21 protein-coding genes are annotated in these 22,712 nt (G+C 53.9%); 10 read left to right on the forward strand and 11 right to left on the reverse strand.

Annotated elements, in window-relative coordinates; genetic code table 11:
- Window positions 1–4: 4 nt before the first annotated feature.
- Window positions 5–511, reverse strand: coding sequence for an SRPBCC family protein (locus BM323_RS15895; protein ID WP_036649875.1), 507 nt, complete (start codon window positions 509–511; stop codon window positions 5–7).
- A 164-nt stretch (window positions 512–675) separates the two neighbouring features.
- On the opposite strand from BM323_RS15895, the gene BM323_RS15900 reads away from it, so the two are divergent.
- The gene (locus tag BM323_RS15900; protein ID WP_036649872.1) at window positions 676–1,575 is read left to right on the forward strand and encodes a LysR family transcriptional regulator; all 900 of its coding nucleotides are present in this window, start codon (window positions 676–678) and stop codon (window positions 1,573–1,575) included.
- Window position 1,576: 1 nt separating this feature from the next.
- Here the strand turns inward: BM323_RS15900 and fetB are convergent, their stop codons facing one another.
- Genes fetB through BM323_RS15915 form a run of 3 tightly spaced genes read right to left on the reverse strand, consistent with a single transcriptional unit; the run spans window position 1,577 to window position 3,919 of the window.
- Window positions 1,577–2,338 (reverse strand): iron efflux ABC transporter permease subunit FetB, encoded by a 762-nt coding sequence (gene fetB, locus BM323_RS15905; RefSeq protein ID WP_008109562.1) that lies wholly within the window; start codon window positions 2,336–2,338, stop codon window positions 1,577–1,579.
- On the reverse strand, window positions 2,325–2,993 hold the full coding sequence (fetA, locus tag BM323_RS15910; RefSeq protein WP_008109561.1) for an iron efflux ABC transporter ATP-binding subunit FetA: 669 nt from the start codon (window positions 2,991–2,993) through the stop codon (window positions 2,325–2,327). Before fetA ends, fetB begins: the two co-directional genes overlap by 14 nt.
- A gap of 14 nt (window positions 2,994–3,007) precedes the next feature.
- Entirely contained in the window at window positions 3,008–3,919 is a 912-nt protein-coding gene (locus BM323_RS15915) for a MurR/RpiR family transcriptional regulator (RefSeq protein WP_008109558.1), read from the reverse strand.
- A 405-nt stretch (window positions 3,920–4,324) separates the two neighbouring features.
- On the opposite strand from BM323_RS15915, the gene BM323_RS15920 reads away from it, so the two are divergent.
- Entirely contained in the window at window positions 4,325–6,448 is a 2,124-nt protein-coding gene (locus tag BM323_RS15920; protein ID WP_008109557.1) for a TonB-dependent siderophore receptor, read from the forward strand.
- A 47-nt stretch (window positions 6,449–6,495) separates the two neighbouring features.
- A complete protein-coding gene (locus BM323_RS15925) occupies window positions 6,496–7,587 on the forward strand; it encodes an ABC transporter substrate-binding protein (protein ID WP_008109554.1) in 1,092 nt (363 codons plus the stop codon).
- A 379-nt stretch (window positions 7,588–7,966) separates the two neighbouring features.
- Here the strand turns inward: BM323_RS15925 and BM323_RS15930 are convergent, their stop codons facing one another.
- The 5 genes from BM323_RS15930 to BM323_RS15950 all read right to left on the reverse strand — a co-directional run bounded on the left by BM323_RS15930 (window position 7,967) and on the right by BM323_RS15950 (window position 12,133).
- Complete coding sequence (locus BM323_RS15930) at window positions 7,967–8,734, reverse strand: phosphatase PAP2 family protein (protein ID WP_008109544.1); 768 nt, start codon at window positions 8,732–8,734, stop codon at window positions 7,967–7,969.
- 5 nt (window positions 8,735–8,739) lie between these two features.
- The gene (locus tag BM323_RS15935; RefSeq protein ID WP_254773276.1) at window positions 8,740–9,300 is read right to left on the reverse strand and encodes an undecaprenyl-diphosphatase; all 561 of its coding nucleotides are present in this window, start codon (window positions 9,298–9,300) and stop codon (window positions 8,740–8,742) included.
- A gap of 69 nt (window positions 9,301–9,369) precedes the next feature.
- Complete coding sequence (locus BM323_RS15940; RefSeq protein WP_008109540.1) at window positions 9,370–10,725, reverse strand: ATP-binding protein; 1,356 nt, start codon at window positions 10,723–10,725, stop codon at window positions 9,370–9,372.
- Window positions 10,701–11,369, reverse strand: a complete 669-nt coding sequence (locus tag BM323_RS15945; RefSeq protein ID WP_008109538.1) for a response regulator — start codon at window positions 11,367–11,369, stop codon at window positions 10,701–10,703. Before BM323_RS15945 ends, BM323_RS15940 begins: the two co-directional genes overlap by 25 nt.
- A complete protein-coding gene (locus BM323_RS15950; RefSeq protein WP_008109536.1) occupies window positions 11,366–12,133 on the reverse strand; it encodes a COG4705 family protein in 768 nt (255 codons plus the stop codon). The genes BM323_RS15945 and BM323_RS15950 overlap by 4 nt, the downstream gene beginning before the upstream one ends.
- Window positions 12,134–12,416: 283 nt before the next feature.
- Here BM323_RS15950 and eptA point away from each other — a divergent pair, with 283 nt between their 5' ends.
- Window positions 12,417–14,057: a phosphoethanolamine transferase EptA gene (eptA, locus tag BM323_RS15955; RefSeq protein ID WP_008109534.1), complete on the forward strand. Its 1,641-nt coding sequence runs from the start codon at window positions 12,417–12,419 to the stop codon at window positions 14,055–14,057.
- Complete coding sequence (locus BM323_RS15960) at window positions 14,057–14,524, forward strand: winged helix-turn-helix domain-containing protein (RefSeq protein ID WP_008109533.1); 468 nt, start codon at window positions 14,057–14,059, stop codon at window positions 14,522–14,524. The genes eptA and BM323_RS15960 overlap by 1 nt, the downstream gene beginning before the upstream one ends.
- A gap of 400 nt (window positions 14,525–14,924) precedes the next feature.
- On the opposite strand, the gene BM323_RS15965 is transcribed toward BM323_RS15960, so the two are convergent.
- Window positions 14,925–15,701, reverse strand: a complete 777-nt coding sequence (locus BM323_RS15965) for an ABC transporter ATP-binding protein (RefSeq protein ID WP_008109531.1) — start codon at window positions 15,699–15,701, stop codon at window positions 14,925–14,927.
- A 194-nt stretch (window positions 15,702–15,895) separates the two neighbouring features.
- On the opposite strand from BM323_RS15965, the gene BM323_RS15970 reads away from it, so the two are divergent.
- From BM323_RS15970 to BM323_RS15980, 3 genes are read left to right on the forward strand one after another with little or no spacing between them, the layout of a single operon-like run.
- Entirely contained in the window at window positions 15,896–16,969 is a 1,074-nt protein-coding gene (locus BM323_RS15970; RefSeq protein WP_008109530.1) for an ABC transporter substrate-binding protein, read from the forward strand.
- A gap of 10 nt (window positions 16,970–16,979) precedes the next feature.
- The gene (locus BM323_RS15975) at window positions 16,980–17,987 is read left to right on the forward strand and encodes an ABC transporter permease (protein WP_091004094.1); all 1,008 of its coding nucleotides are present in this window, start codon (window positions 16,980–16,982) and stop codon (window positions 17,985–17,987) included.
- Window positions 17,988–18,037: 50 nt separating this feature from the next.
- Window positions 18,038–19,087 (forward strand): PLP-dependent cysteine synthase family protein, encoded by a 1,050-nt coding sequence (locus BM323_RS15980; protein WP_008109527.1) that lies wholly within the window; start codon window positions 18,038–18,040, stop codon window positions 19,085–19,087.
- A 114-nt stretch (window positions 19,088–19,201) separates the two neighbouring features.
- Here the strand turns inward: BM323_RS15980 and BM323_RS15985 are convergent, their stop codons facing one another.
- The gene (locus tag BM323_RS15985) at window positions 19,202–20,260 is read right to left on the reverse strand and encodes an ABC transporter substrate-binding protein (RefSeq protein ID WP_008109525.1); all 1,059 of its coding nucleotides are present in this window, start codon (window positions 20,258–20,260) and stop codon (window positions 19,202–19,204) included.
- 200 nt (window positions 20,261–20,460) lie between these two features.
- Between BM323_RS15985 and BM323_RS15990 the strand changes: the two genes are divergently transcribed.
- Window positions 20,461–21,609, forward strand: coding sequence for an acyl-CoA dehydrogenase family protein (locus tag BM323_RS15990; RefSeq protein ID WP_008109523.1), 1,149 nt, complete (start codon window positions 20,461–20,463; stop codon window positions 21,607–21,609).
- On the forward strand, window positions 21,606–22,679 hold the full coding sequence (locus tag BM323_RS15995; RefSeq protein WP_008109522.1) for an LLM class flavin-dependent oxidoreductase: 1,074 nt from the start codon (window positions 21,606–21,608) through the stop codon (window positions 22,677–22,679). Before BM323_RS15990 ends, BM323_RS15995 begins: the two co-directional genes overlap by 4 nt.
- Window positions 22,680–22,712: the final 33 nt, after the last annotated feature.

Here is a 22,712-nt window from a genome sequence, read left to right on the forward strand (position 1 = left end):
GACCCTACGGTTGGGCGGCAGCAATCAGGCCATTGAGCCAATCCTGATGGCCGTTAATCATTGGGTTAGGCTGCGCTTTTGCCAGCTCAACCGCCGGTTTACCGTTTTGCGTTTCCTGCGTCAGGATGCGCACGCGATTATCAGGAAGATCTTCGATCAACCACGCATGCAACACATCCAAACGATCGTCGCTGCCCGGTTCGCCCGCCCAACCGTGCCATGAAACGCGCGCCGGTTCGCCTGCTACAGGTGCCACATATTCAGTGACCTGCGCTTCAACCGGGAAGCCAAAGGTTTCGAAGTAGAAACGCGCGCCCTGCTCCAGCTCGGGGCCTTTGTTATCATAAAAGCGCGCGTTGGCGGAGTTCTGGTAGTAGCTCGACCACAATGCTGGCGAGTTGAGCAGCGGCCAGATATCGGCAGTTGTCAGGCCAGCGATGATCACTTCATTCGAGCAATAGTTATCCGTAAAGCCCGGCACAAAGCCTTCAGGCCAGTTAATCGCGTTCATTTTCATCGAGTCAATCTCAGGGTTAAAAGTGGGTTGCTAATGGACAGACGCAGTATCCGGCTGGCAGAGAAATAACACCAATCGAGAATTTTTATTTGTGCTATCACTTACTGTGATATCTGCATCACGCTATGCTTGCTGCATCCCCGCTGAAGATGAAAACCATGAAAACCGATCTCCGCACCTTAGATCTCAACTTACTGAAAGCCCTCGATGCGCTACTCGATGAGCGCAGCGTGACGCGAGCGGCGGAGCGTTTATCGCTGACGCAGCCGGCGGTCAGCGGCATGTTGACGCGGTTACGTGAATGCTTTGACGATCCGCTATTCACCCGCACCCAGCGCGGCATTGTGCCGACGCTGCGCGCGCTGGAACTGGCGCTGCCGGTAAAAAGTATTCTGACGGAAGTGAGTGCGCTACTGCAGCCGAAGCAATTTGATCCGGCCACCGCTGAGATGACCATCAATATTGCCGCCACCGATTACGCACTGCGCGCGGTGATCGTGCCGTTTATGGCGGCGTTGCGTCAGCAGGCGCCGGGAATTCGCGTGGCAGTATTACCGGTGAACAATGAGCAGTTGGCGTTACAGTTCGAACGCGGATCGGTGGATATCGCCTTAATCACGCCCGATACCGCGCCGCCCGAACTGCATGCTCGCGCGTTGTACGCTGAAGAGTATGTTTGTCTGATGCGCGACGATCATCCGCTGGCCAAACAGAAAACCCTCACGTTAGACGACTTCTGCGCGCAGGATCACGCGCTGGTGTCTTATATCGGCGGGAATTTTCATGGCGTGACCGATGCGGCTTTGAATGCGATAGGACGCTCGCGCCGCGTCACGCTTTCGGTGTGCAGCTTTTTAGTGCTGCCGGAGATTTTGCGCGTTAGCGATTTGATCAGCGTGGTGCCGCGTCGTCTGGCGCTGCACCACGCAGGATTGAAAGTCTTCGCGCCGCCGCTGGAGATTCAGGGCTTCACTAAAACCGTGGCGTGGCACGAAAGAACGCACCGCGATGCCGGACATCGCTGGTTGCGCGACTTGCTATTCGCCACGGCAATTTAGGTCAGAACTTCAGCTGCGCCCGCGCGGTATACAGACGACGATAGGCTAAATAGGCGGCGATGATGGTGGATAAACTTGCCGTGCCAATCAGCATAAAGGTCACCATAATCTGATACTTAATCGCCTTTACCGGATCGATACCGGCAAAAATCAGCCCTGACATCATGCCCGGCAAGCTCACTAGACCCACGGTTTTGGCGCCATCAACGGTGGGGATCATCGCCGCGCGGATGCTGTCGCGAATAAAGCGCGCCGACGCCATTTTTACCGGTGCGCCCAGGCTCAGCATCTCCTGAATTTTTTGCCGGTTATCGCTAAAGCGTTGGTTGAGATTGCTGAAACAGAGGCCCACCGCCACCATCGCGTTGCCAGCGATCATCCCGGAGATCGGAATCACCTGCATCGGGATAAATTCGATGGCACCGCTAAGCAGCAGAATCGTCAAGGTCAGCGTGGTGCCAGTGGTAATCGCCACAAACGAGATGACAAAACCGTTGCTGATATTGAGGCTGCGCTTGCGCGCATTGAGCGCCGCATTGACGCAGATAAACAGCACCATCAGCACGGTGAGCCAATCATTATTCAGATCAAAGATCGACTTGAGCACATAGCCAACGATCACCAGTTGGATAATGGCGCGGCACACGCTCCAGATGATGTCTTTGCTAATGCCGAGCTTCTCTTTCTGGCTGATCAGCAGCGCAATCACCACCAGCAGCAGCGAGAGTAATAACGAGCTATCGGTAATATTATGCTGGCTCATCGATCGCTCCCTGCTCTGGTGCCTCAAGTTTCAGCACCTGTTTTGCCTCGCGAATCTCTTGCCCGTCGTGGCTGATGCCGATCACAGCGAGATGCTTCTCGCGCACCAGCGAATCAATCAATGCGTTGATGATCACTTTATTCTCTTCATCTAATGCGCTGGTGACTTCATCCAGCAGCAGCACCTGCGGCAGGAATTGCAGGTTGCGCAGCAAGCCTACGCGCTGCTTCTCGCCGCCCGACAGCTGCTCGATTTTTTTATCGAGCATGTCAGCAGCCAAATGCACATCGGCAAGTGACGCGACCAATTTATCGCGCGACGGTTTCTGCTGGCGGATGTGCCACGGCAGCGCCAGGTTGTCGTACACCGTGTCGCCGAACAGTTGCGGCGTCTGGAAACAATAGGAAACCTGTTGCCGATAATGTTCGGTTTTCAAGCTGGCAATATTCTGGTTCTCGAACAGGATCTGCCCGCCGCTCGGTTCAAGAAGCGAGGCGAGAATCTTCAGCAAAGTGCTTTTACCGCTGCCCGAAGGACCGGTCAGCAACAGCCTTTCTCCCGCGTTGAGTTGCAGCGAAACGGGCGCCAGCAGCGTGCGCCCCTGCAGCGAAAAGGTTACGCTCTGCACATCCAGCAAGGGAAAATCGGTGGTCATATTTGCTTCCAAAATTAGGGCGTTCGGGATTTGCGCGCGCCGGGGCGCGTCAAAGCGTTACTGATTTCATACAGCTTACTCATGCTATTCATGGTGGCGACCGGCGCGGCAGCGGCCAATCCTAACACTAAGATCTCCAGGCAGATCATCGGCGTAGCATGCACCGGCATTTTGTCGGCGGAACGGCTACGGGGAATTTCAATCATCACATCGGCATGCTGGGCAAAAATCGAATCGGTGGCCGCCGTCAGCAGGACAATCTTGATGCCCAGCCGCTGTGCTTCCGCCAGCGTAACCATGCCTTCCGGGTGCGCGCTGCTCTGCGCCAGCATGATCAGCACATCCGCGTGGCGCATTTCGGCAATCTGTTCGCTCAGCGCAATGCCAGTGTGGTTCAGCACATACGCCGAGGTGCCATTGCGTTTGAACAACCGTGCGGTGTAATCCGCCAGAATCGCTGATGCGCCAATGCCAAAAATCGCCACACGTTCTGCCTGTTGCAGCAGATCAATTGCGTGTTGAATCGCCTGACGATTGGCGGGCGCCGCCAGCATTTCACAGCTGATGCGATAGCTATCCAGCACAAAATCGATGCTGCCTTTGGCGTCCTGCGCCAGTTCATTCACCGTTGAGGCCACGCGCGCGGGGGAACGCCGCGTGACGCCAAGGTATTCGCTAATGACAATTTTGAGATCGCGATACCCGGAGAAACCCAGCGCCTGAATCGCGCGAATCACTGTGGCATCAGAGGTTTGCGTATCGATCGCAATGCCGAGTGCGGTTTTGTCCAGCACCGCACTGCGATGCTGATGAATATAGTGCGCAACCTTTAACAGACGTGGAGTGAGTTGATGCTTGCAGGCATGGAAACGTTCACCGTAGAGATCGTAAGGTCGTTTACTGGTTTTTGGCGTGGAATCGGTCACGGCAGATAAACACCTGTAAATTAATGCGCCGTAAAAACCCTATTATTGGCGCGAGGATTAAGAAAACCTTAAATAGTTAAAATAATTGAACAGATTTAAAAACTAAGTCAGTGCCCCATGTCCTTTACCGACATGACAATAATGTAGGGAAAATAAAATCATGCCACCAAAACTACATCGACTACTACAAAATACCAATAAAGGCATGAATAACAAATAATTTTATAGCTACATTATATTCTCATATTGCAAATTATAAATTTTCTAACATCTGATGCAAACCCATTAATTATTTAAAAAAACCATAACCCGCTAAATTAGCGCCACAATTTAGTTGTAAATGAAAATCAATCTCATTACTATCTGCGCTTCTTAATATTCCTATTTTGATGCGGATTTAAACTAATGAAGTGTCTTTGCTGTTTTTCACCAGCGGTAAAATATACGCTCTCTGGCTCTCAGGTTTTACTGGCTTCAACCCTGCTGTATGGCGCTTCTGCCGCTGCAGCCGATCAAACATTAACCGTCACGGCCGAACATCCCTCTTCCACCAGCAGTTACAACCAGGATGACGCGGCAGCCACGTTACGCACTGCGACACCGCGCAGTGAAACACCGCAATCCATCAGCGTGGTGACACCGCAGGTAATGAAGGATTATCAGGTCACCAGCCTCAATGATGCGGTGAAGTTTGTCAGCGGCGTAACACAGGGCAACACGCTGGGCGGTACCGAAGATGGCTTCGTTAAACGCGGATTCGGCTCCAACACCGATGGTTCAATCTTCATTGATGGCGTGCGCAGTAATCAGGGATTGACCATGGATTCCAGCATCGATCATGTCGAAGTGCTGAAAGGATCTTCATCGCTGTTGTACGGCATTCTCAATCCCGGCGGCATCATCAATCTGGTGAGCAAAAAGCCGCAGTATCAATGGAATACGCATATCAGCGGTGAATCCAGCAGCTTCGGCGGCGGCACCGGCATGGTCGATGTCACCGGGCCACTTGGCAACGGTTTCGCCTTCCGCATGGTGGCGGAGCGACAGCGCGAGGATTACTGGCGCAATTTTGGTGTCAATGAACACACGCTGCTGGCCCCTTCGCTTAGCTGGTACGGCGATCGTGCCAACTTCAACGTCAGTTACGTCGAGTATAAATATGACGTGCCTTACGACCGTGGCACGGCGTTTATCGGCGGCAAGCCGGTTGATATTCCTTATAACCGCCGTCTGGACGACTACGCCAACCATGCATGGGGCAAAAACAAACGCCTCAACGTGAGCTACGGCTATAACCTCGATGACGTATGGGAAACACACCTCAATTACGGCTGGATGCAGCGCCGTTATGACAGCAACGAAGTGCGCGCCACTGCAATTAACACCAGCACCGGCATTGTCTCGCGTCGTGCCGATGCCAACCGTGGTTTCAATCATCAAACCGAATACGTTTCCTGGGACATTAGTGGATCGCCAACCTTTGCAGGTATGCAACATGACCTGCTGCTGGGCGTCGATTATGAGCAGAATGAAACCTACAAAGCGCGATCCTATCGCGGCAGCGTTTCACGCAGCTTCAATATGTACGATCCGGTTTACGGTGAAGAACCGATTCTCAGCGACAGCACCTACAACGACAGCATCAGCAACCTGCGCACCAATCTGTATAGCCGTTCGCTGTTTGCTAAAGACAGCATCCATCTCACTGATAAATGGATCGCCGTTTTGGGAGGCAGATTCCAACGCTATACGCAAACTTCCAGTAATGGCTTTATAGATCCAGAGACAACGCTCAACGATCGCGGTAACGCCTTCCTGCCGCAAGTTGGCGTGGTGTATAAGGTTTTACCGGATGTGTCGCTGTATGGCAGCTACAGCAAATCGTTTACGCCTTCGACGCAAACCGATGACAACGGCGATGTGGCATCCACCGAAAAAGGCAGCACCTGGGAAGTGGGATCGAAGTGGCAAGTGGCGCCGAATCTGGCCGCAACCCTGGCGCTTTATCGCATTGATGAAACCGATATGTCGATTTTCATCAACGGCGTGACGCGCAATATCCCGAAAGCGCGCTCAACCGGCGCTGAACTGGAGATCAACGGTGAAATTACGCCGGACTGGAATCTGATCGCCAACTACAGCTACGACAAAACTGAAATCGTGGCGGACAACGTGAACCCAGACAACGTTGGCAACCGCCTGGTGAATGCCCCAACCAACATGGGCAGTTTGTATCTGAGCCACACGCTGCGCTTCTCGTGGTTGCCGGGTGAATTGCGCCTCGGCGGCGGCGGGCGTTATGTCGGTACGCGGGCGGGCGATCCGGAAAACAGCTTTGTGATGCCGGCTTATACCGTGGCGGATGCCTTTATCGCCTGGGATAGTCAGCTGATCGGTAAACATACGCAGTTGAAGCTGAACGTGAAGAATCTGCTTAACCGCGAATATTACGAATCCAGCGCCGGTAATCTGCGCGTCATTGAAGGTGAGCCACGCGTAATGTATCTGCAGGCGTCAGTCGATTTCTAACATGATTCGCTCCGCCGTCGTGGGCGGAGCCATCAGAGAGCAGAATAATGAGACGAATATTGCTGGCTTTGCTGCTGTTTCTGCCCTGGATCGCTCAGGGAAAAATGCTCACCGACAGTTTAGGCCGCCAGGTTGAGGTGCCGGATAATCCGCAGCGCCTGGTGATTGGTGAAAGCCGGATGATCTATACGCTGGCGCTGGTAGAAGAGGGAAATCCCGCTAAACGCGTGGTGGGCTGGCCCGCCGATCTGCACAATCTTGATAAACAAACATGGGATCGCTACGTCAAAGCCTTTCCGCAGATCGCCAATATCACGCAAATCGGCAACTCCAACTTTTCCCAGCTGAACGTGGAAAAAATCATCGCCCTGCAACCGGATCTGGTGATTTTGCCGGTGTATGCGCGCACGCCGCCGAATAACTCAGCCTTTATGCAGCAGTTGGCGGCGGCAAATATTCCGGTGTTATTTCTCGATTTTCGCGTCGATCCTCTGAAAAACACCGTGAGCAGCCTGCGCACGCTGGGAGCTGCGTTGAACGATGAGGCGAAAAGCGAACGCTTCATTGCGTTTTACCAGCAGCATATGCAGCGCATTCGTGAACGTCTGGCAAGCTATCAGGGCGAGCGTCCGAGGGTGATGTTGCAGTTGCACCTCGGTAAAAAGGCCGAATGTTGTACTACCGTGGCGCATGGCAACCTGGCTGATTTGATCGCGTTTGCCGGTGGCGACAATATCGCTGCGGGGCGCTTTCCAGCGGTATTTGGGCAGCTCAATCCGGAAGCGGTGATCGCGGCCAATCCGGCTATCTATATTGCCACAGGTTCAGCAGCGCCCACCGAACCCGGCTTTTTGCAGCTCGGACCGCAAGTGAATGCCGCTGCTGCGCGTGCAAGCTTTCTGCATGCCCTTTCCAGCGATGCGACCGTTTCGGTGTTATCGGCGGTGCAACAGCAGCGCGCCTATGCATTTTGGCAGAACTTTTACATGAGTCCGTGGCACTTGCTGGTGGCGGAATTTTTCGCCAAAACATTTCATCCCACGCTTTTTCAAGATCTCTCACCGGAAGAGACGCTGAAGGAGATGAACCAACAGTTTCTGCCACTGCCTGAAACGGGAACCTATTGGACGCATAATTAACAAGTTATGGATGTTTTTGTCGTTGAGCATCAGTCGATGGTAAAGCGGTCGCCATAAATGGCGACCCTACAGATTTTGTAGGGTGCACATTTATGCGCACCTCACTCATCAACCTAAGGTTCACTTAATCTTCATTAATGAAAATAGCCTCACCTTAAGAGGAAATTTTGATGAGATTGATGATGTCCCGACCATTCAGTGAATATGCGGCGGTTGCGGTTAGCGCGTTCGCCGTGGTGAGTTTTCTCACCCTTTGGTTTTCTGCCTAAAAACGCCACGCTGTGGCGTTTTTTTTTGCCTGCATGAGTTACATGACAAATTTGTCATCCTCCCTTTTCCTTTCTGTTCGGTGGGCTTCGATAAACTGGCGCAAATGAAATTATCGCTTTGAGCAACGTTTAGAGAGATGGCGCTTTTCTTCTGCTTCCCGACACAGAAAATAAACCGCTGGAAGACTTAAATAAAACGCAATCATGATTGAGGTTAAGAGATCGCCGGGCCAATGCATGCCCAATAAAAGACGGCTGATCATCACGCCCATCGCCCACAGCATGATGATCGTGGCCAACAGCGTTTTCCCGCGTGCAAGCAGTAAACTCACCGCCATCAGCGCCCAGGTGGCAGCAAACACCGTATGCCCCGACGGAAAAGCTGAATCGGTTTGATTTAGCCAATGCTGCTTCTGCCACTGCGGGATAACGCTGATGCTCTCTAACCGCTTACTCAACATTGCCTGCCGCTCTGCACTATCCACCTGATAAAAATGACGGTCTATCTCGCTGTCTGTTTGGCTCAACCACACAATATAAGGCCGCGGCTCAGGCGTGGTTCTCTTAATCATATTCACGGCTAGCTGACCCAAAATAATCGGCAGTAATAGCACTACCGTATATTTAAACCATTCGGCTTTGCGAATGCGCAATGCATAGATCAGTGCACCCACCAACAAAGCGGCGGTAATCATGCCATAGGGTCGTGAAACAGTTTGCGTCAGCAGATAAAAACCAAACAGTCCCGCTGATTGCTGGCTGGCATTCCAATTCCAGTGCAGCATCCAGGCAGTGAGCGGAATACCAAGCAGCACCGCACAACAGGCGATTAATAAAACATAGGGATTGCGAATAATTCGCCTGGTTTCAATCACCATTATAGCTACTCAGTTTTTTCCCGGTTAATCCGCAGATGACCGAAGAGAAAATTATTCAGTCGATAAAGGTGAGAAAATAGCGGATCTAAACGGTTTTCTGCTTTCTTCACGCCCCAGCAACAAAATAACGCTACCGTGATTGAACCCAGCATATCGGCCGGGAAATGCACGCCCATATAAATACGTCCCCAGGCAATAAACAGACTCAGCAGCAGCAGGCTCAAGCCAGCCTGTATTTTTCTGCTGAACAGCAAACTGAAGGTAATTGCACAGGCCAGCGTCATATGATCGCTTGGGAAAGAGGCATCAGCAGCATGGCTAAGGAAAGTGTGACCAATCGGCACCATAAACGGCCTTGGATGCGGGAAGAAATAACCGATAACCATATTTACGCACAATGCCACGATGCCAGCGGTAAGCGCCTGCATTGCCACGCGTTGATTCTCGGGCTTAAAGCTAAACCAATAGACCAGCAACGTCAGCGGGAAAATAAAAATTAACCACGAAGCGCAGATATTTCCTAATGTTAATAACAAGCTCGAGGCATGAGCCGGTGCGTTAATCATTAGAAAGAGCGAGTCATTAATATTCTCTGCTGTCTCTGAAGTGAGAATCATATTTATTCCTTGTGAAAATTAATTAAGTGGTAAAGCAATGCTCACCTTCAGCCCCGTCGCGGAGGACGTTGCTGCAGTGAGCTTCACTTGCCCTTTCATGCGCGTCACAATGGCGCTGACAATAGACAATCCCAAACCAGAGCCAGAAATATCGCTTCCTTCAATGCGATAAAATGCGTCAAATACCCGCTCTCTTTTATCAACAGCAATGCCCGGACCGTTGTCTTCAATATCGATAAACAGACTGGCTGCGCTGTGATTAATCGTAATATCCACCTTCCCTGCTAACGGCGTATATTGGATGGCGTTATGCACAATATTGCGTAATAGCGTGTAGAGTTCCGATGGCCGGGCAATAATTGACGCCTCGCTATTCCCCACCACGCCAATATCGATGGATTTCTGCTCCGCCAGCGGCAGCAAATCGGAAACCACCTGCTTAACCACCGTAAACACCGCGATGGATTCAACCGGCGGCAGGTTGCCCACTTCTCCGCTTTGCGCCCGGCTCAGGCTCAGCAACTGTTCAACCAGCGTGCTGGTGCGTTTCATCCCGGCACGTAATTGCATTAACCGGGCGCGGCTCTCCGTTGAAAGATCGCTGGCATCCAGCCTTTCGGCCTGCAACATCAAGGCGGTCAGCGGCGAACGCAGTTCATGCGCCGCATCCGCCACAAACCGCCGCTGCCGCTCCACCGATTCCGCCGATCGTTGTAATAACTGATTGATGGCGGTGATAAACGGGGTGACCTCACGCGGTATAAATTCACTGCTTAACGCCATGCTCAGGCCATCACGTTGCGCATCGACGGCATCCGCCAGCTTGCGTATTGGGCGAAAAATCTTTCTTACCAGATCGGCCACCAGATAGAGCAGAACCGGAAACAGAATGCAGAACGGCACCAACGTGCGCAGCGCGGATGACAGCGCCACGCTCTGTCGCACCGAAGCCCGCTGCGCAACGGCCACGCGCAGGCCATCATGCAACTCCTCAATCAACACGCGATAGACGTGCCGGTTGATGCGCGTGGTGTAAAACCCGGCCGGCAGCGAGGCGAGCGAGGAAAAAGCGTCTTGCGATGCCGGTTCCATCCCTTGTGCCACGGGAAAGATGAAGTGCACGATAATGCGTGATGCCTCTTCATCCTGAAGCGGCGGACTAACGAAATTGCTGTTGCGCGGCGCGAGCAGATCATCTTTTGCCAGGCTGGCAATCTGCTGCAGCGATGAATCCTGCAGTTCGTGCGCTTCATCCCATGCCGAGAGAAAACCGAGCACGCCGCACAGCAGCGCAATGCCGACCACCGCCATGCACAGAACAAATGACAGCCGAAATTGCGCAGAGTCGCTTAGTCTTTTTTTGAGACTTTCCATCCCACGCCCCGAATGTTTTTGATGGCGTCGCTGCCCAGTTTTTTACGCAGCGCATGGATGAAATACTCCACCGCGTTGCTCTCAATCTCCTCGCCCCAGCCGTAGATTTTTTCCTCCAGTTCGCTGCGCGAGAAAATCTGCCCCGGCTGCATCAGCAAAGCCTGCAACAACGCATACTCGCGGCTGGAAAGGGTGAATTTTTCCTCGCAATCGCGATGTTGCACCTCGCGCGTGGCAGGATTGAGCATCAGCTCGCCATTGCTCAACAGCGATGTTGCATGCCCTGCTTTACGGCGCATCACCGCTCTGGCGCGCGCCAGCAATTCACTCATCTCAAAGGGCTTCAGCAAATAATCATCGGCTCCGGCATCAAGGCCGTGCAGGCGATCTTCCAGCGCATCCCGCGCCGTCACTACCACCAGCGGCACCTGATTGCCCGAACGCCGCACTTCATCGAGCACCTCAAAGCCATTTTTTGCCGGTAATCCGAGATCAAGCAGCACCAGATCGTAGTCATGGGTTCTCAAGCTAAGTAACGCTTGTTCCCCATCACGCACCCAATCGGCGGCGTAAGAAGCATCCTTGAGCGCGGCTTGCACGGCGCAACCGATCATCTGGTCATCTTCAACCAGCAGCACTCTCATGGTTGATCCTGAGGTGAGGAGCGTGAAAACACACCCGAAACCACAATTAATGCCACCATCGCAATCAGGAAGATGAGGTTCACCGGAGTGGTGCCGTAGCCGAGACCGCCCTGCTTAATCGGTTGTGAGAATAGATCGGCCAGCGCAGCGCCAAGTGGCCTGGTCAGCACATACACGCACCAGAAACAGGCCACGGCGCTGATTGCCCGGATACGCCACAGGAAGCCGGTGATGGCGATCAGTACGGCAAATAGCATGGTGGTGGAGAGATAACCGAGGCCAAGTCGCTCAGCCAGGGCATCACCCAACGCCGTACCAAAGGCAAAGGTGATCATGATGGCGAGCCAGTAATAGAGTTCGCGGCTGGTGGTATTAATCGCAGCAAACTCCAGCGTGCCTTCCGAGCGATGCCAGAACATCAATACCATTACCAGCGCGGAGCCAAACATCGCCACGGAATAAAGTAGCGGCACTTGCATTTGGTCGGTTAAATAATCGGTGATTAAGGTACCGGTAATGCTGACTAATAAAACGGTGAGCCAGTAAAGCCACGGAATATAACGCGGTGATTTAAGCTGAAAAATAAGTGCGACGACAAACAATCCGGCGGCAATGATTGATGTATGGACCAGGCCAAAACCGAGACCAAAATTGATCCAGTCAGCACCGGTTTCACCTACTGTGGTAGACATCATTTTTAACGCCCAGAACAGCAGCGTTGCCTGCGGCACTTTGGTTTTCAGGTCGGTCAAATTATCGGTCATGTGGGCATTCCCCGTCAGCGTGTTAACCACACAATGCCGAGGTAAACTTAAAACTCCCTTAAAATGCCCAAAGAATTAATTTTCTGCCGCCTGATTTTTAATCTGATTTTAAGCTTCACGCCGCTAAACGCTGTCAGCACTTCGTTACCATGCAAAAACTGAGCGTAAAATAACCCTAAAAATCATTATTTTATTGGTTTATGACGGATTTGTGATAATGCTTAAGGTTCACTTAACCTTAGTTTCTTAAGCTTTCGCCATCTTCACACACATGGATTGAACAATGACGTTTTCGCTGCGCAAAAGACCGACGTTGAGTCGGCTCTCTTTTATTTCGCTTGTTTCTATTTATATCGCGGTCTTTTTGAACATTGCGTTTTATCGACAAGTGCTAGCTGCCATGCCGCTCGATAGCGTGCGCACCATTTTGGTATTTGCTTCAATGCCGTTAGTGGCATTTAGCGTAATCAATATCATTGCCACCTTCGCCTCCTTTTTGTGGCTTGACCGCATTATTCTTGCGCTCTTCATTTTGGTATCCGCCGCTGCGCAATATTTTATCTGGACCTTTGGTATTGTTATCGATCGCTCGATGATCGTGAATATTATCGATACCACGCCGTCTGAATCCTTTGCTCTATTATCACCCAAGTTGATTATTACGCTGGGTTGTAGCGGGCTGCTGGCTGCCCTGTTAGTTTTCTGGATTCGCGTTAAGAGCAGCAAACCTATCTGGAAAAGCATCGCCAAACGCGCGGCGTCAATTGTCGCGTCTGTAATCTGCATCGCCTTAGTCGCGACGTTTTTCTATAAAGATTACGCCTCACTGTTTCGTAACCAAAAAGAGCTGATTAAATCGCTCAGCCCTTCAAACTCGATCGTGGCAACGCTTTCCTGGTATAACCACAGCCGCACCGCCAATTTACCGCTGGTGCAAATTGGTTTAGATGCTAAACAGAAGCCGGAGATGCTGGCGGGTCCAAAGCGCAACCTGACCATTTTGGTGGTGGGTGAAACCACGCGTGCGGTGAATTTCCAGTTAAATGGTTATGGACGCGAAAATACGCCGTTGCTGGCGAAAGATGATGTCACCTATTTCCCGAATACGCAGTCTTGCGGCACAGCTACGGCGGTCTCATTACCTTGTATGTTCTCGAATATGCCGCGCGCGCATTATGACGATCAGCTTGCCAGCCATCAGGAAGGGATGCTCGATATTATCCAGCGTGCCGGTGTGCAGGTTCTCTGGAATGACAATGATGGTGGCTGTAAAGGTGCCTGCGATCGCGTCCCGCATCAGGATATGAGCAGTCTGAATCTGCCAAATATGTGCCATGACGGAGAGTGTTATGACGACGTATTATTCCACGGTATTGAGGACTACATTAAAAACCTGAAAGGCAATGGTGTTATCGTGTTGCACACCATTGGTAGCCACGGCCCAACCTATTACAACCGTTATCCTGCGCAGTTTAAAAAATTCACCCCAACGTGCGATACCAGCCAAATTCAGGATTGTTCGCAAGAACAGCTGGTCAATACTTACGACAACACCATTCTGTATATCGATTACATTGTGGATAAAGCGATTAATGTGCTGAAAGCGCATCAGGATGAATACACCACCAGCCTGGTTTATTTATCGGATCACGGTGAGTCGTTAGGGGAAAATGGTGCTTATCTGCACGGTATGCCGTATGCGATTGCGCCGGATGTGCAGAAACATGTGCCAATGCTGATTTGGTTATCACCGGATTATCAACAGCGCTATGGCGTGAGTAAAAGCTGTCTTGATCAACAAGCGGCGCATCAGGGTTATTCGCAGGACAATCTGTTCTCCACCATGCTCGGTTTAACAGGTATTCAGACCACTGAATATCAACCTGCGGACGATATTCTCAGCGCCTGCCGGGCCACACATTGATGAAATGGATGATCGTTGCAGCCGATGAGCGGCTGATGCAAGAGCTGCAAGTCGTGCTGCAACGCAATGGCTGTGACGGTGATTCCACCGTCCAGCATCTCGAAGCCGGTTCATTAGAGGAAATGTTAGCGCGGGTTCACGCGCTATTTAACGCGCAACAGAAGGTTGAAACAGACTGCGTGGAGATGGGCGAATTTACCCTGCAACTCTCCAGAAAAATGGTCTGGCACGCTGGTAAACCGCTGGACTTGACGCCTAAAGAGTTCGTTATTTTATCGCGTTTAATGCTGGCGAAAGGCGAAGCGGTTCAGCGTGACACCTTGCTAAAAGATATTTATCAATGGGCAACAGAACCGGCCACCAATACGTTAGAAGTACATATTCATAATCTGCGCGAGAAAATAGGCAAGGCGTATATTAAAACGCTGCGTGGCGTAGGTTATCGGTTCATTGTGCCGGGAAAGTAAAACCGTGCGGTCGCCATTCATAGCGTAATGCCGATCAGTTAAACATTAATTTGTATTTGTATGCAGGTGCGCATGAATGCGCACCCTACGAAAACGCGCCAATCACTTGTAGGGTCGCCATTTATGGCGACCGTTTAACGTATACGCAAAGAATATTCCTTAAGGTTTGTTAATGAAAAAAACTTAAGTAATACTGACATTCCATCTAGATCGTATTCCAGGGAGGAATAGATGTCTTCATTGCCTTACTACATCGCCATCTTATTGATAATCTGCGTAACCTTTATCTCTTTCAGCTTGATGTTAGATCTCTTCGAAATGCGCGAATGGATGCATCACACCACGCATTTTCTCGAAACAACCCTTAAAAATTCTGATACGCCTTAAGAAGGTGACCGCATCACGCCGCCACACGATCCGCGCCCAATAAATCCAGTATCCGGCTGCGCAGCGCCACTAGCTTTGGGTCATCGCGGCGGCGCGGCCACGGCAGATCAACCTCGATCACATCCACCACTTTTGCTGGTCTTGGGCTGAACACCACCACGCGATTTGCCATCACCAGCGCTTCTTCCACGTCGTGCGTCACCATCAGCGTGGTGAACTGCTGCTCCCGCCACAGATCGACAATCTCCTGCTGCATACGCAAACGCGTCAATGAATCGAGCTTGCCGAGCGGTTCATCCAGAATCAATAAACGCGGCACGTTAACCAACGCGCGGGCCAACGCCGCACGCTGCGCCATACCGCCGGAGAGCTGATGCGGCCAGGCGCGGGCGAACTGCCTGAGGCCGACGCGATCCAGCATCGCGTTAATACGCTGTTCGCGCTGCGGGCGGCTCTCTCCGCGAATCTGCAAGCCAAGGCCAACGTTGTCATAGACGGTGCGCCACGGATAAAGCGTGGGATCCTGAAACACCACCACGCGCGACGGATCGGGCGCAGTAATCGCTTTGCCCTCTTCCGCCAGTAAACCGCTGGCGGGCGGTTCGAGCCCGGCCAGCAAACGCAGCAGCGTCGATTTGCCGCAGCCGGATGGCCCCAGCAGCGCGACAAATTCACCGGCCTCTACCTGCAAATTAATATTTTCCAGCACCGGTAAATCTTCACCTTCTAAGGTGAAGTGATGATTAACCTTCTCAATCGCAATATTAACGCCCGCCGAGGTTGATGCCATATTTTCGCTCCTGCTTGATATGCTAAGAAATAAAGCATAATCCGCGCCCTTTCCGCAGCGAAATAGCCATTACGGAAAACCTATCCGCAAATATTCATAATGAAAAACTGCATGATGTCATGCGGGATTGTTATTTGGTCGCGCTAATTGCCTTTGCCATAGTGCCTGTGAACTTTATCTACAAGGAAGACAGGATGGCATTTCAACAATTCTCTCTGAGCCGCCGCGCGTTATTACGCGGGCTGGGTCTCTTTAGTGCCGGCGTGGCGGTGAATCCGTTGCTGAGCAGCAAGGTGTTTGCCGACGATAAATCCCTTAAAACCATCAAGCTGGCCTGGGGACAAACCGCAGTATGTCAGTCACCGATTTCGGTGGCGCTGAAGCAAGGTTTCTTTAAAAAGTACGGTTTGAATGTTGAGCCCGTGAACTTTAGCGGACCAACCGATGCGCTGTTACAGGCGATTGCCACCGGCCAAGCCGATGGTGGCATTGGCATGGCGCTGCGCTGGCTGAAGCCGCTGGAGCAGGGTTTTGATGTTGACCTCACCGTCGGCACGCATGGCGGCTGTATGCGTCTACTCGCCCCGCAGAACAGCGGCATCCGCGATGTGAAAGATCTGGTGGGGAAATCGGTGGCGGTGAGCGATCAGGCCAGTCCGATTCGCAACTTCTTCGCCATTCAGCTGGCGAAACAGGGCATCGATCCTGATAAGCAGGTCAACTGGCTGCAATATCCGCCCGACCTGTTTGGCGAAGCGCTGCGCAAAGGTGAAGTGCAGGCGCTGGCCACCGACGATCCGCAGGGCTGGCTGCTGAAGAAGCAGCACGATCTGGTGGAAGTGGATAACAACCTGAAAGGCGAATACGCCAGCCTCACCTGCTGCGTGCTGGGGCTGCGCGGCTCGCTGGTGCGTGACGATCCCGCCACCGCGCGCGCCATCACCCAGGCGATTGTCGATGCGCAGCAGTGGACCGCCGAACATCCGGAAGAGACGGCGAAAATCTTCCAGCCGTTTGTGCCGGGTTCCGTCGCGGTGGAGGACATTGCCGCGATGCTGAAAGAGCACACTCACAGCCATCACTCCACCGGTGTGCAGCTGCGCAAAGAGGTGGCGGTGTATATCGATGAGCTGAAGAAAATCAATGTGATCCGCCCGGATACCGATGCGCAACGCTTTGCCGAGCACTATGTGCCGGAGCTGCTGCCGGCAGAATCTGCCCATCAGCACGCCAGCAACATGGCGCACATGAGCAACATGTCCAGCTAAGGAGACGAGAATGGCCAGTGAAACCCTGTCGATTGCCCGCAACCGTGACGTGCCGCGCCGTATCCAACCGGCGGTTTGGGGTGCGCTCCTGCTGTGGTGGGCGCTGGTAGCGCTGATGGTGGCGGTGCCGGATAAGCCGCAGGGTTTTGCCACCCCGCGCTTTGTGAATGAAACGCATGAGTTGTTCGCCGCCATCGCGCTTATTCTCAGCGGACTGGCGATTGCCTCGGGTCTGTTTCCACGCCTGACACTACTCGCACCGCTCAAGCGCAGCGGTCCGTGGCTGATTGTGCTGGCGCTGCTGATTGGCCTGTGGGAAACCGTCACCGGCAAACTGGCGCTGCTGCCCGCGCCATTCTTCGCCCCGCCGCGCGCGTTGGTGGAAGCCTACGCGACCGACTGGGCGCGCCTGCTGGATAGCGTGCTCAATTCACTGCGTCTGTTGGCTTTCGGCTTTGTCTACGGCAGCGTTGTCGGCTTTATTACCGGCGTGGCGATTGGCTGGTCACGCGGCTTGGGTTACTGGGTGCATCCGATTCTGCGTTTCCTCGGACCGGTGCCTTCAACTGCTCTGCTGCCGCTGTCGCTCTACTTCTTCCCGTCGAGCTTCTCGGCGGCGGTATTCCTGATCGCGCTGGCGACCTGGTTCCCGGTGACGGTGCTGACCTGGTCGGGCGTCTCCAGCGTTGATACGCGTTATTACGATGTGGCGCGCACGCTCGGAGCCAATTCGCTGTTCCTCGTGTTGCGCGTAGCGGTGCCTGCCGCGCTGCCGCACCTGTTTGTCGGCCTGTTTATGGGCCTGGGCGCGTCATTCTCGGTGCTGGTGGCGGCAGAGATGATGGGCGTGAAATCCGGGCTCGGCTGGTATCTGCAGTGGGCGCAAGGCTGGGCAGCTTACGCCAATATGTACGCCGCACTGATTGTGATGGCGCTGCTGTTCTCTTCACTGATCTCCCTGCTGTTCCTGGTACGCGATCGCCTGTTGTCATGGCAGCGCAACGCGGTGAAATGGTAATTATCGTTGGGTCGCCATTCATGGCGACCGCCCCACACATGAGGTCGATTATGGCTGCAAAAATTTCTGCTTCTATCACCGAACTGATTGGCAACACGCCGCTGCTACGCCTGTCACGCTATGCGCAGCAGCACGATATTCAGGCGGATTTGGTCGCCAAACTCGAACTGTTTAACCCCAATCACAGCGTCAAAGATCGCATCGCCCTCAGCATGATTGAAGCCGCCGAACGCAACGGCATTATCCAGCCCGGCGATACATTGGTTGAAACCACCAGCGGCAACACCGGCATTGGTTTAGCGGCAATTGCGGCGGCCAAAGGCTACAAGTTCCGCGTTTACATCAATGATTTCGTCAGTATTGAACGCAGCCAGATTATTCAGGCGTACGGCGCCGAAGTGGTGCCGTTTAGCACCATTGAAGGCTTTAAGGAATTCTACGACGCCAGCAACGGCGATTTTGTCGCCGCTACTAAATGGCTGGCCGAGCAGGTCACCGCAGCGGAACCGGAAGTGCATTTTCTACTGCAGCTGGATAATCCGGCCAATCCGGCGGTGCATGAGCGCACCACCGGGCCAGAGATCTGGCGCGACAGCGGCGGCGAGCTGGACATTTTTATCGCCGCCGTCGGTACCGGCGGCACGCTCTCTGGCACCGGACGCTATCTCAAACAGCAGCATCCGGGTTTGCAGGTGATCGCCGTCGAGCCGGGCGTGGGTTCACAGCCGAGCGAACTGCGTCCCGATCCGCTGGAGATCACCGGCGTGCATGCGTTTAGCAACCAGACGCCGGAGCGCATTCCTGCCAATCTCGATCACCGCGTTTACGATGAGGTGATTGCGGTGGAAACCTGGCAGGCGTATACGGCGGCGCGGCAACTGGCGCTGAGCGAAGGCGTGCTGGTAGGCGATTCGTCTGGTGCGGTGTTGTGGGCGGCACAACAGGTTGCAGCGCGACCGGAGAATCGCGGCAAGCGCATTGTGGTGTTGCTGGCCGATGGCGGCAGCAGCTATTTGACCACCCAGCTGTTCGCGCATCAAGTGCCAGCGGAATCGCTGAAGCTGGCGAGCGCCGTGCAAACCTCCAGGAAAATCGCCTGAAAATAATACGCAATACATTGCCTATGTATGAAGGTGCTCATGAATGCGCACCCTACGAAAAACCTTGCCAAACAGCTGTAGGGTCGCCATTCATGGCGACCTCAAAATCCCGCACTAAACCAACACGTTGCTGGTAATCCCTTTGGCAAACAGCAGTGGATCGGTTTCCGGTCGTAACACGTTGATCGCCTTTAAATCGCGCGCATACACGTCAATCTCATTCACAAACGCATTCCCCACCGAATAGTGTCCGTGCGTATGGGTTTTCAACACGCTGGCGATCTCCTGCGGCGTGGTGTTGAGCGCCTGGCCGTTAAACTCACTGCCAATCGCTTCCGGATGTTTGGCCGCATAGGCATGTGCCTGCAAAATCGCGTGGGTGATCGCGGCCGCCACTTCCGGCTGCTCGCGAATCAAGCTGCCGCGCGTGCCCACCACACAGCAGCTCAGTTTGGCGTACTCGTCCATTAAGTTGGTGCCAATCTCGCGGTAGCCCGGCTTCTGGGTTAAGCGCCACATCACCGGATCGGAACCGCTAGCGGCCTGAATCTCGCCCTTCTCCAGCACCATCGGCAGCAAATCCTGCGGGAACACGCGCCAGTCGACATCGGTATTGGGATCGACGCCGTGCTTTTTCAGCATCAGCGAGAAGAAGTTTTTATCCGCGCCCGCCATGTCAGTAACGCCAATGGTTTTGCCTTTCAATTGTTCCAGCGTGGTTGGCCCGCCATCGCGCGCCAGCAGGCGCATACAGCCGCCGTGCGTGCCCGCAGTAAGTTTCACATCAAAGCCCTGCTCCAGCGCTTTCAGCCAGCGCAGCGCCATGCCGATGGCAGCTTCGGCTTTACCGGTGGCGATGGATTCCAGCAGCAGTTCGGTTGAGTTGCCGAAGTTAACGAACTCCACTTCCAGGTTGTGCGCTTTAAAGAAGTTATGCTGATCGGCCACCACCACCGGCGCAAGGCAGATGGCGTTGAGATTCACCGCCAGACGCACATGCGTCGGCTTCGCCAGCGCCCATTTTCCGGGGCCCTCTTGCAGTAAATCGCCAGGCATCTGCATGCCCGCCATATGATCATCGGCAAACACGCGGCCCGGTAACGTTGCCGCCATCGCCGCGGCGGCTGAATATCCCAGAAAATGCCGACGGGAAACTAAATAATTATTTGGCATTAAATGACTCCCAAAAATAAATGCAGGTGAAGGTGTTGATCCTAATTAATGGCTTGCGCAGAAACAGCCATTGCAAATTAACACTTCAACCGGCGGCAGAATTATGCCGATTCCGCATGTATATAGCCGGTTTATTGCTTTTACAGCGGTGACAGAACAGGAAACAATTAAGCCTGATTTAATAAGGGGATTAATAGCGTATGGCAAATAACCCGCCCTTTCTGGCTGAAATATTGCCGGTGATTATTCAGGCCTTGGAAAAAGACGCTGAAGAGGTCGATCGCAGCGGCGAATTTCCCAAAACGGCTTTTAGCGTGTTGCAGCAGCATGGCTTGCTGCACTTCGTATTGCCGACGACGTCGGGCGGCAGCGGCGGCGATCTGCTGGCAAGCCAGGCGATTATTCAGGCCGTGGCGCGTGGCGAACCTTCTGCCGCGCTGATCCTCATCATGCAATATCTCAACACGCGTCGCCTCGACGACACCTCAAACTGGCCAGACGCGGTGCGCCGCAAGGTAGCGGAGAGCGTGATTCGCGATGGTGCGCTTATTAACGCGCTGCGCGTCGAACCGGAATTAGGCACGCCAGCGCGCGGCGGATTGCCCGCCACCCGCGCACGCCGCACCGCTGAAGGCTGGCGCATCAGCGGCGAGAAGATTTACTCCACCGGCAGCCATGGGCTGAGCTGGTTTTTGGTCTGGGCCAGCAGCGACGATGTCGATCCACTGGTCGGCGGCTATCTGGTACCGGCCAACACGCCCGGCATCCACATCATTGATGAGTGGGATCATCTCGGCATGCGCGGCACCTGTAGCCATCGCGTAGTGCTGGACGATGTGCTGATCCCGCTCGATCACGCGGTAAACGTTGCGCCGTGGAGCACGCCGCGACCCGGCCTCAACGAAGAGGAATCAGTGTGGATGGCGGTGCTGCTCGGTTCGCTGTATGACGCCATTGCGCATAGCGCGCGCGACTGGTTTATCGGCTTTTTGCAGCAGCGCGTACCGGCCAATCTTGGCGCCCCGCTGGCATCATTGCCGCGCTTTCAGGAGCTGGTTGGCCGCATCGATACGCTGCTGTTTACCAGTCAAATCCTGCTGAGCAGCGCTGCTCACGGCCACGTTGCCGGCGGACATGCCGCACAAATCAAACAGGTGGTGACCGAAAACGCCATTCGCAGCGTGCAGCTGATGGTAGAGAGCATCGGCAATCACGCACTGACGCGCCACCATCCGTTACAACGTCACCTGCGTAACGTGCTGTGCGGCCGCATTCATACGCCACAGGACGACGCCATTTTCACTTCCGTGGGCAAATCCGCCCTTTCTGCTGAGAGGAGTACATCATGACGCTGGAATTTATTGGTCTGGTTGGCGCGCAGGAGAGCAGCGAATCGCTGGCGGCGCACGGGCCGACTGTCGATGTGCCGTTTATCAAAGCCTTTTCCCACGCGCAGGAGTACGCCGGTTTTGACAAGGTGCTGCTGGCGGTGAATACCCGTGCGCCGGATTCGATGATCATCGCCAGTTATGTTGCGGCTTTTACAGAAAAATTGGGCTTGCTGGTGGCGCATCGACCCGGCTTTCAGGCACCGACCTTTGCCGCCCGCCAGTTTGCCACGCTCGATCAGCTCAGCCGGGGACGCGCGGCCATCAATGTGATTACTGGCGGCGACAGCGGCGATCTGCAGCGCGACGGCGATTTCCTTAGCAAAGATGAGCGTTATGCGCGCACCGGCGAGTATCTGGACATCATGAAACTGACGTGGGAATCGCGTACGCCGTTCCGCTATGACGGCAAATTTTACCAGGTGGAAGATAATCTCACCGAGGTTAAACCCTGGCAGCAGCCGCGCGTGCCGGTTTATTTCTCCGGCGCTTCAGAAGCCGCCATCAATATCGCCGCGCGTCACGCCGACGTTTATATGATGTGGGGCGAACCGCTGGAGCAGGTGAAAGCGAGAATTGAGCAAGTGCGTGCGGCAGCGAAGAAATATGGCCGCGATAAACATATTCGTTTCAGCCTGTCGCTGCGCCCGATTCTCGGCGATAGCGATGAACAAGCCTGGGCGCGCGCCAATCGTCTGCTGCGGGATGCCCAGGCCAACATTGGTGGCAAAGCGATTCAGCCTGATAGCAATACCGGATCGCAGCGGCTCTATCATCTCGCCACCGCGCGCAAAGTTTACGATAGCTGCCTATGGACGGAGATCGCGGCGCTGTCGGGCGCGGCGGGCAATTCCACCGCGCTGGTGGGTTCAGCGGATACCGTGGCCGATGCCGCGCTGGAGTATTACAAGCTCGGCATCACCACGTTCCTGTTCCGGGGATTTGATCAGCTGCGCGATGCCACCGATTACGGACAACATTTGTTGCCGCGCATCCGTGAGCGGGTGAAGGCGTTAGCGGCCGCAGCGTGAGATGTTTCGTAGGGTGCGCATTTATGCGCACCT

The sequence above is a fragment of the Pantoea sp. YR525 genome, assembly GCF_900116775.1.
Classification (GTDB): Bacteria; Pseudomonadota; Gammaproteobacteria; order Enterobacterales; family Enterobacteriaceae; genus Pantoea; species Pantoea symbiotica.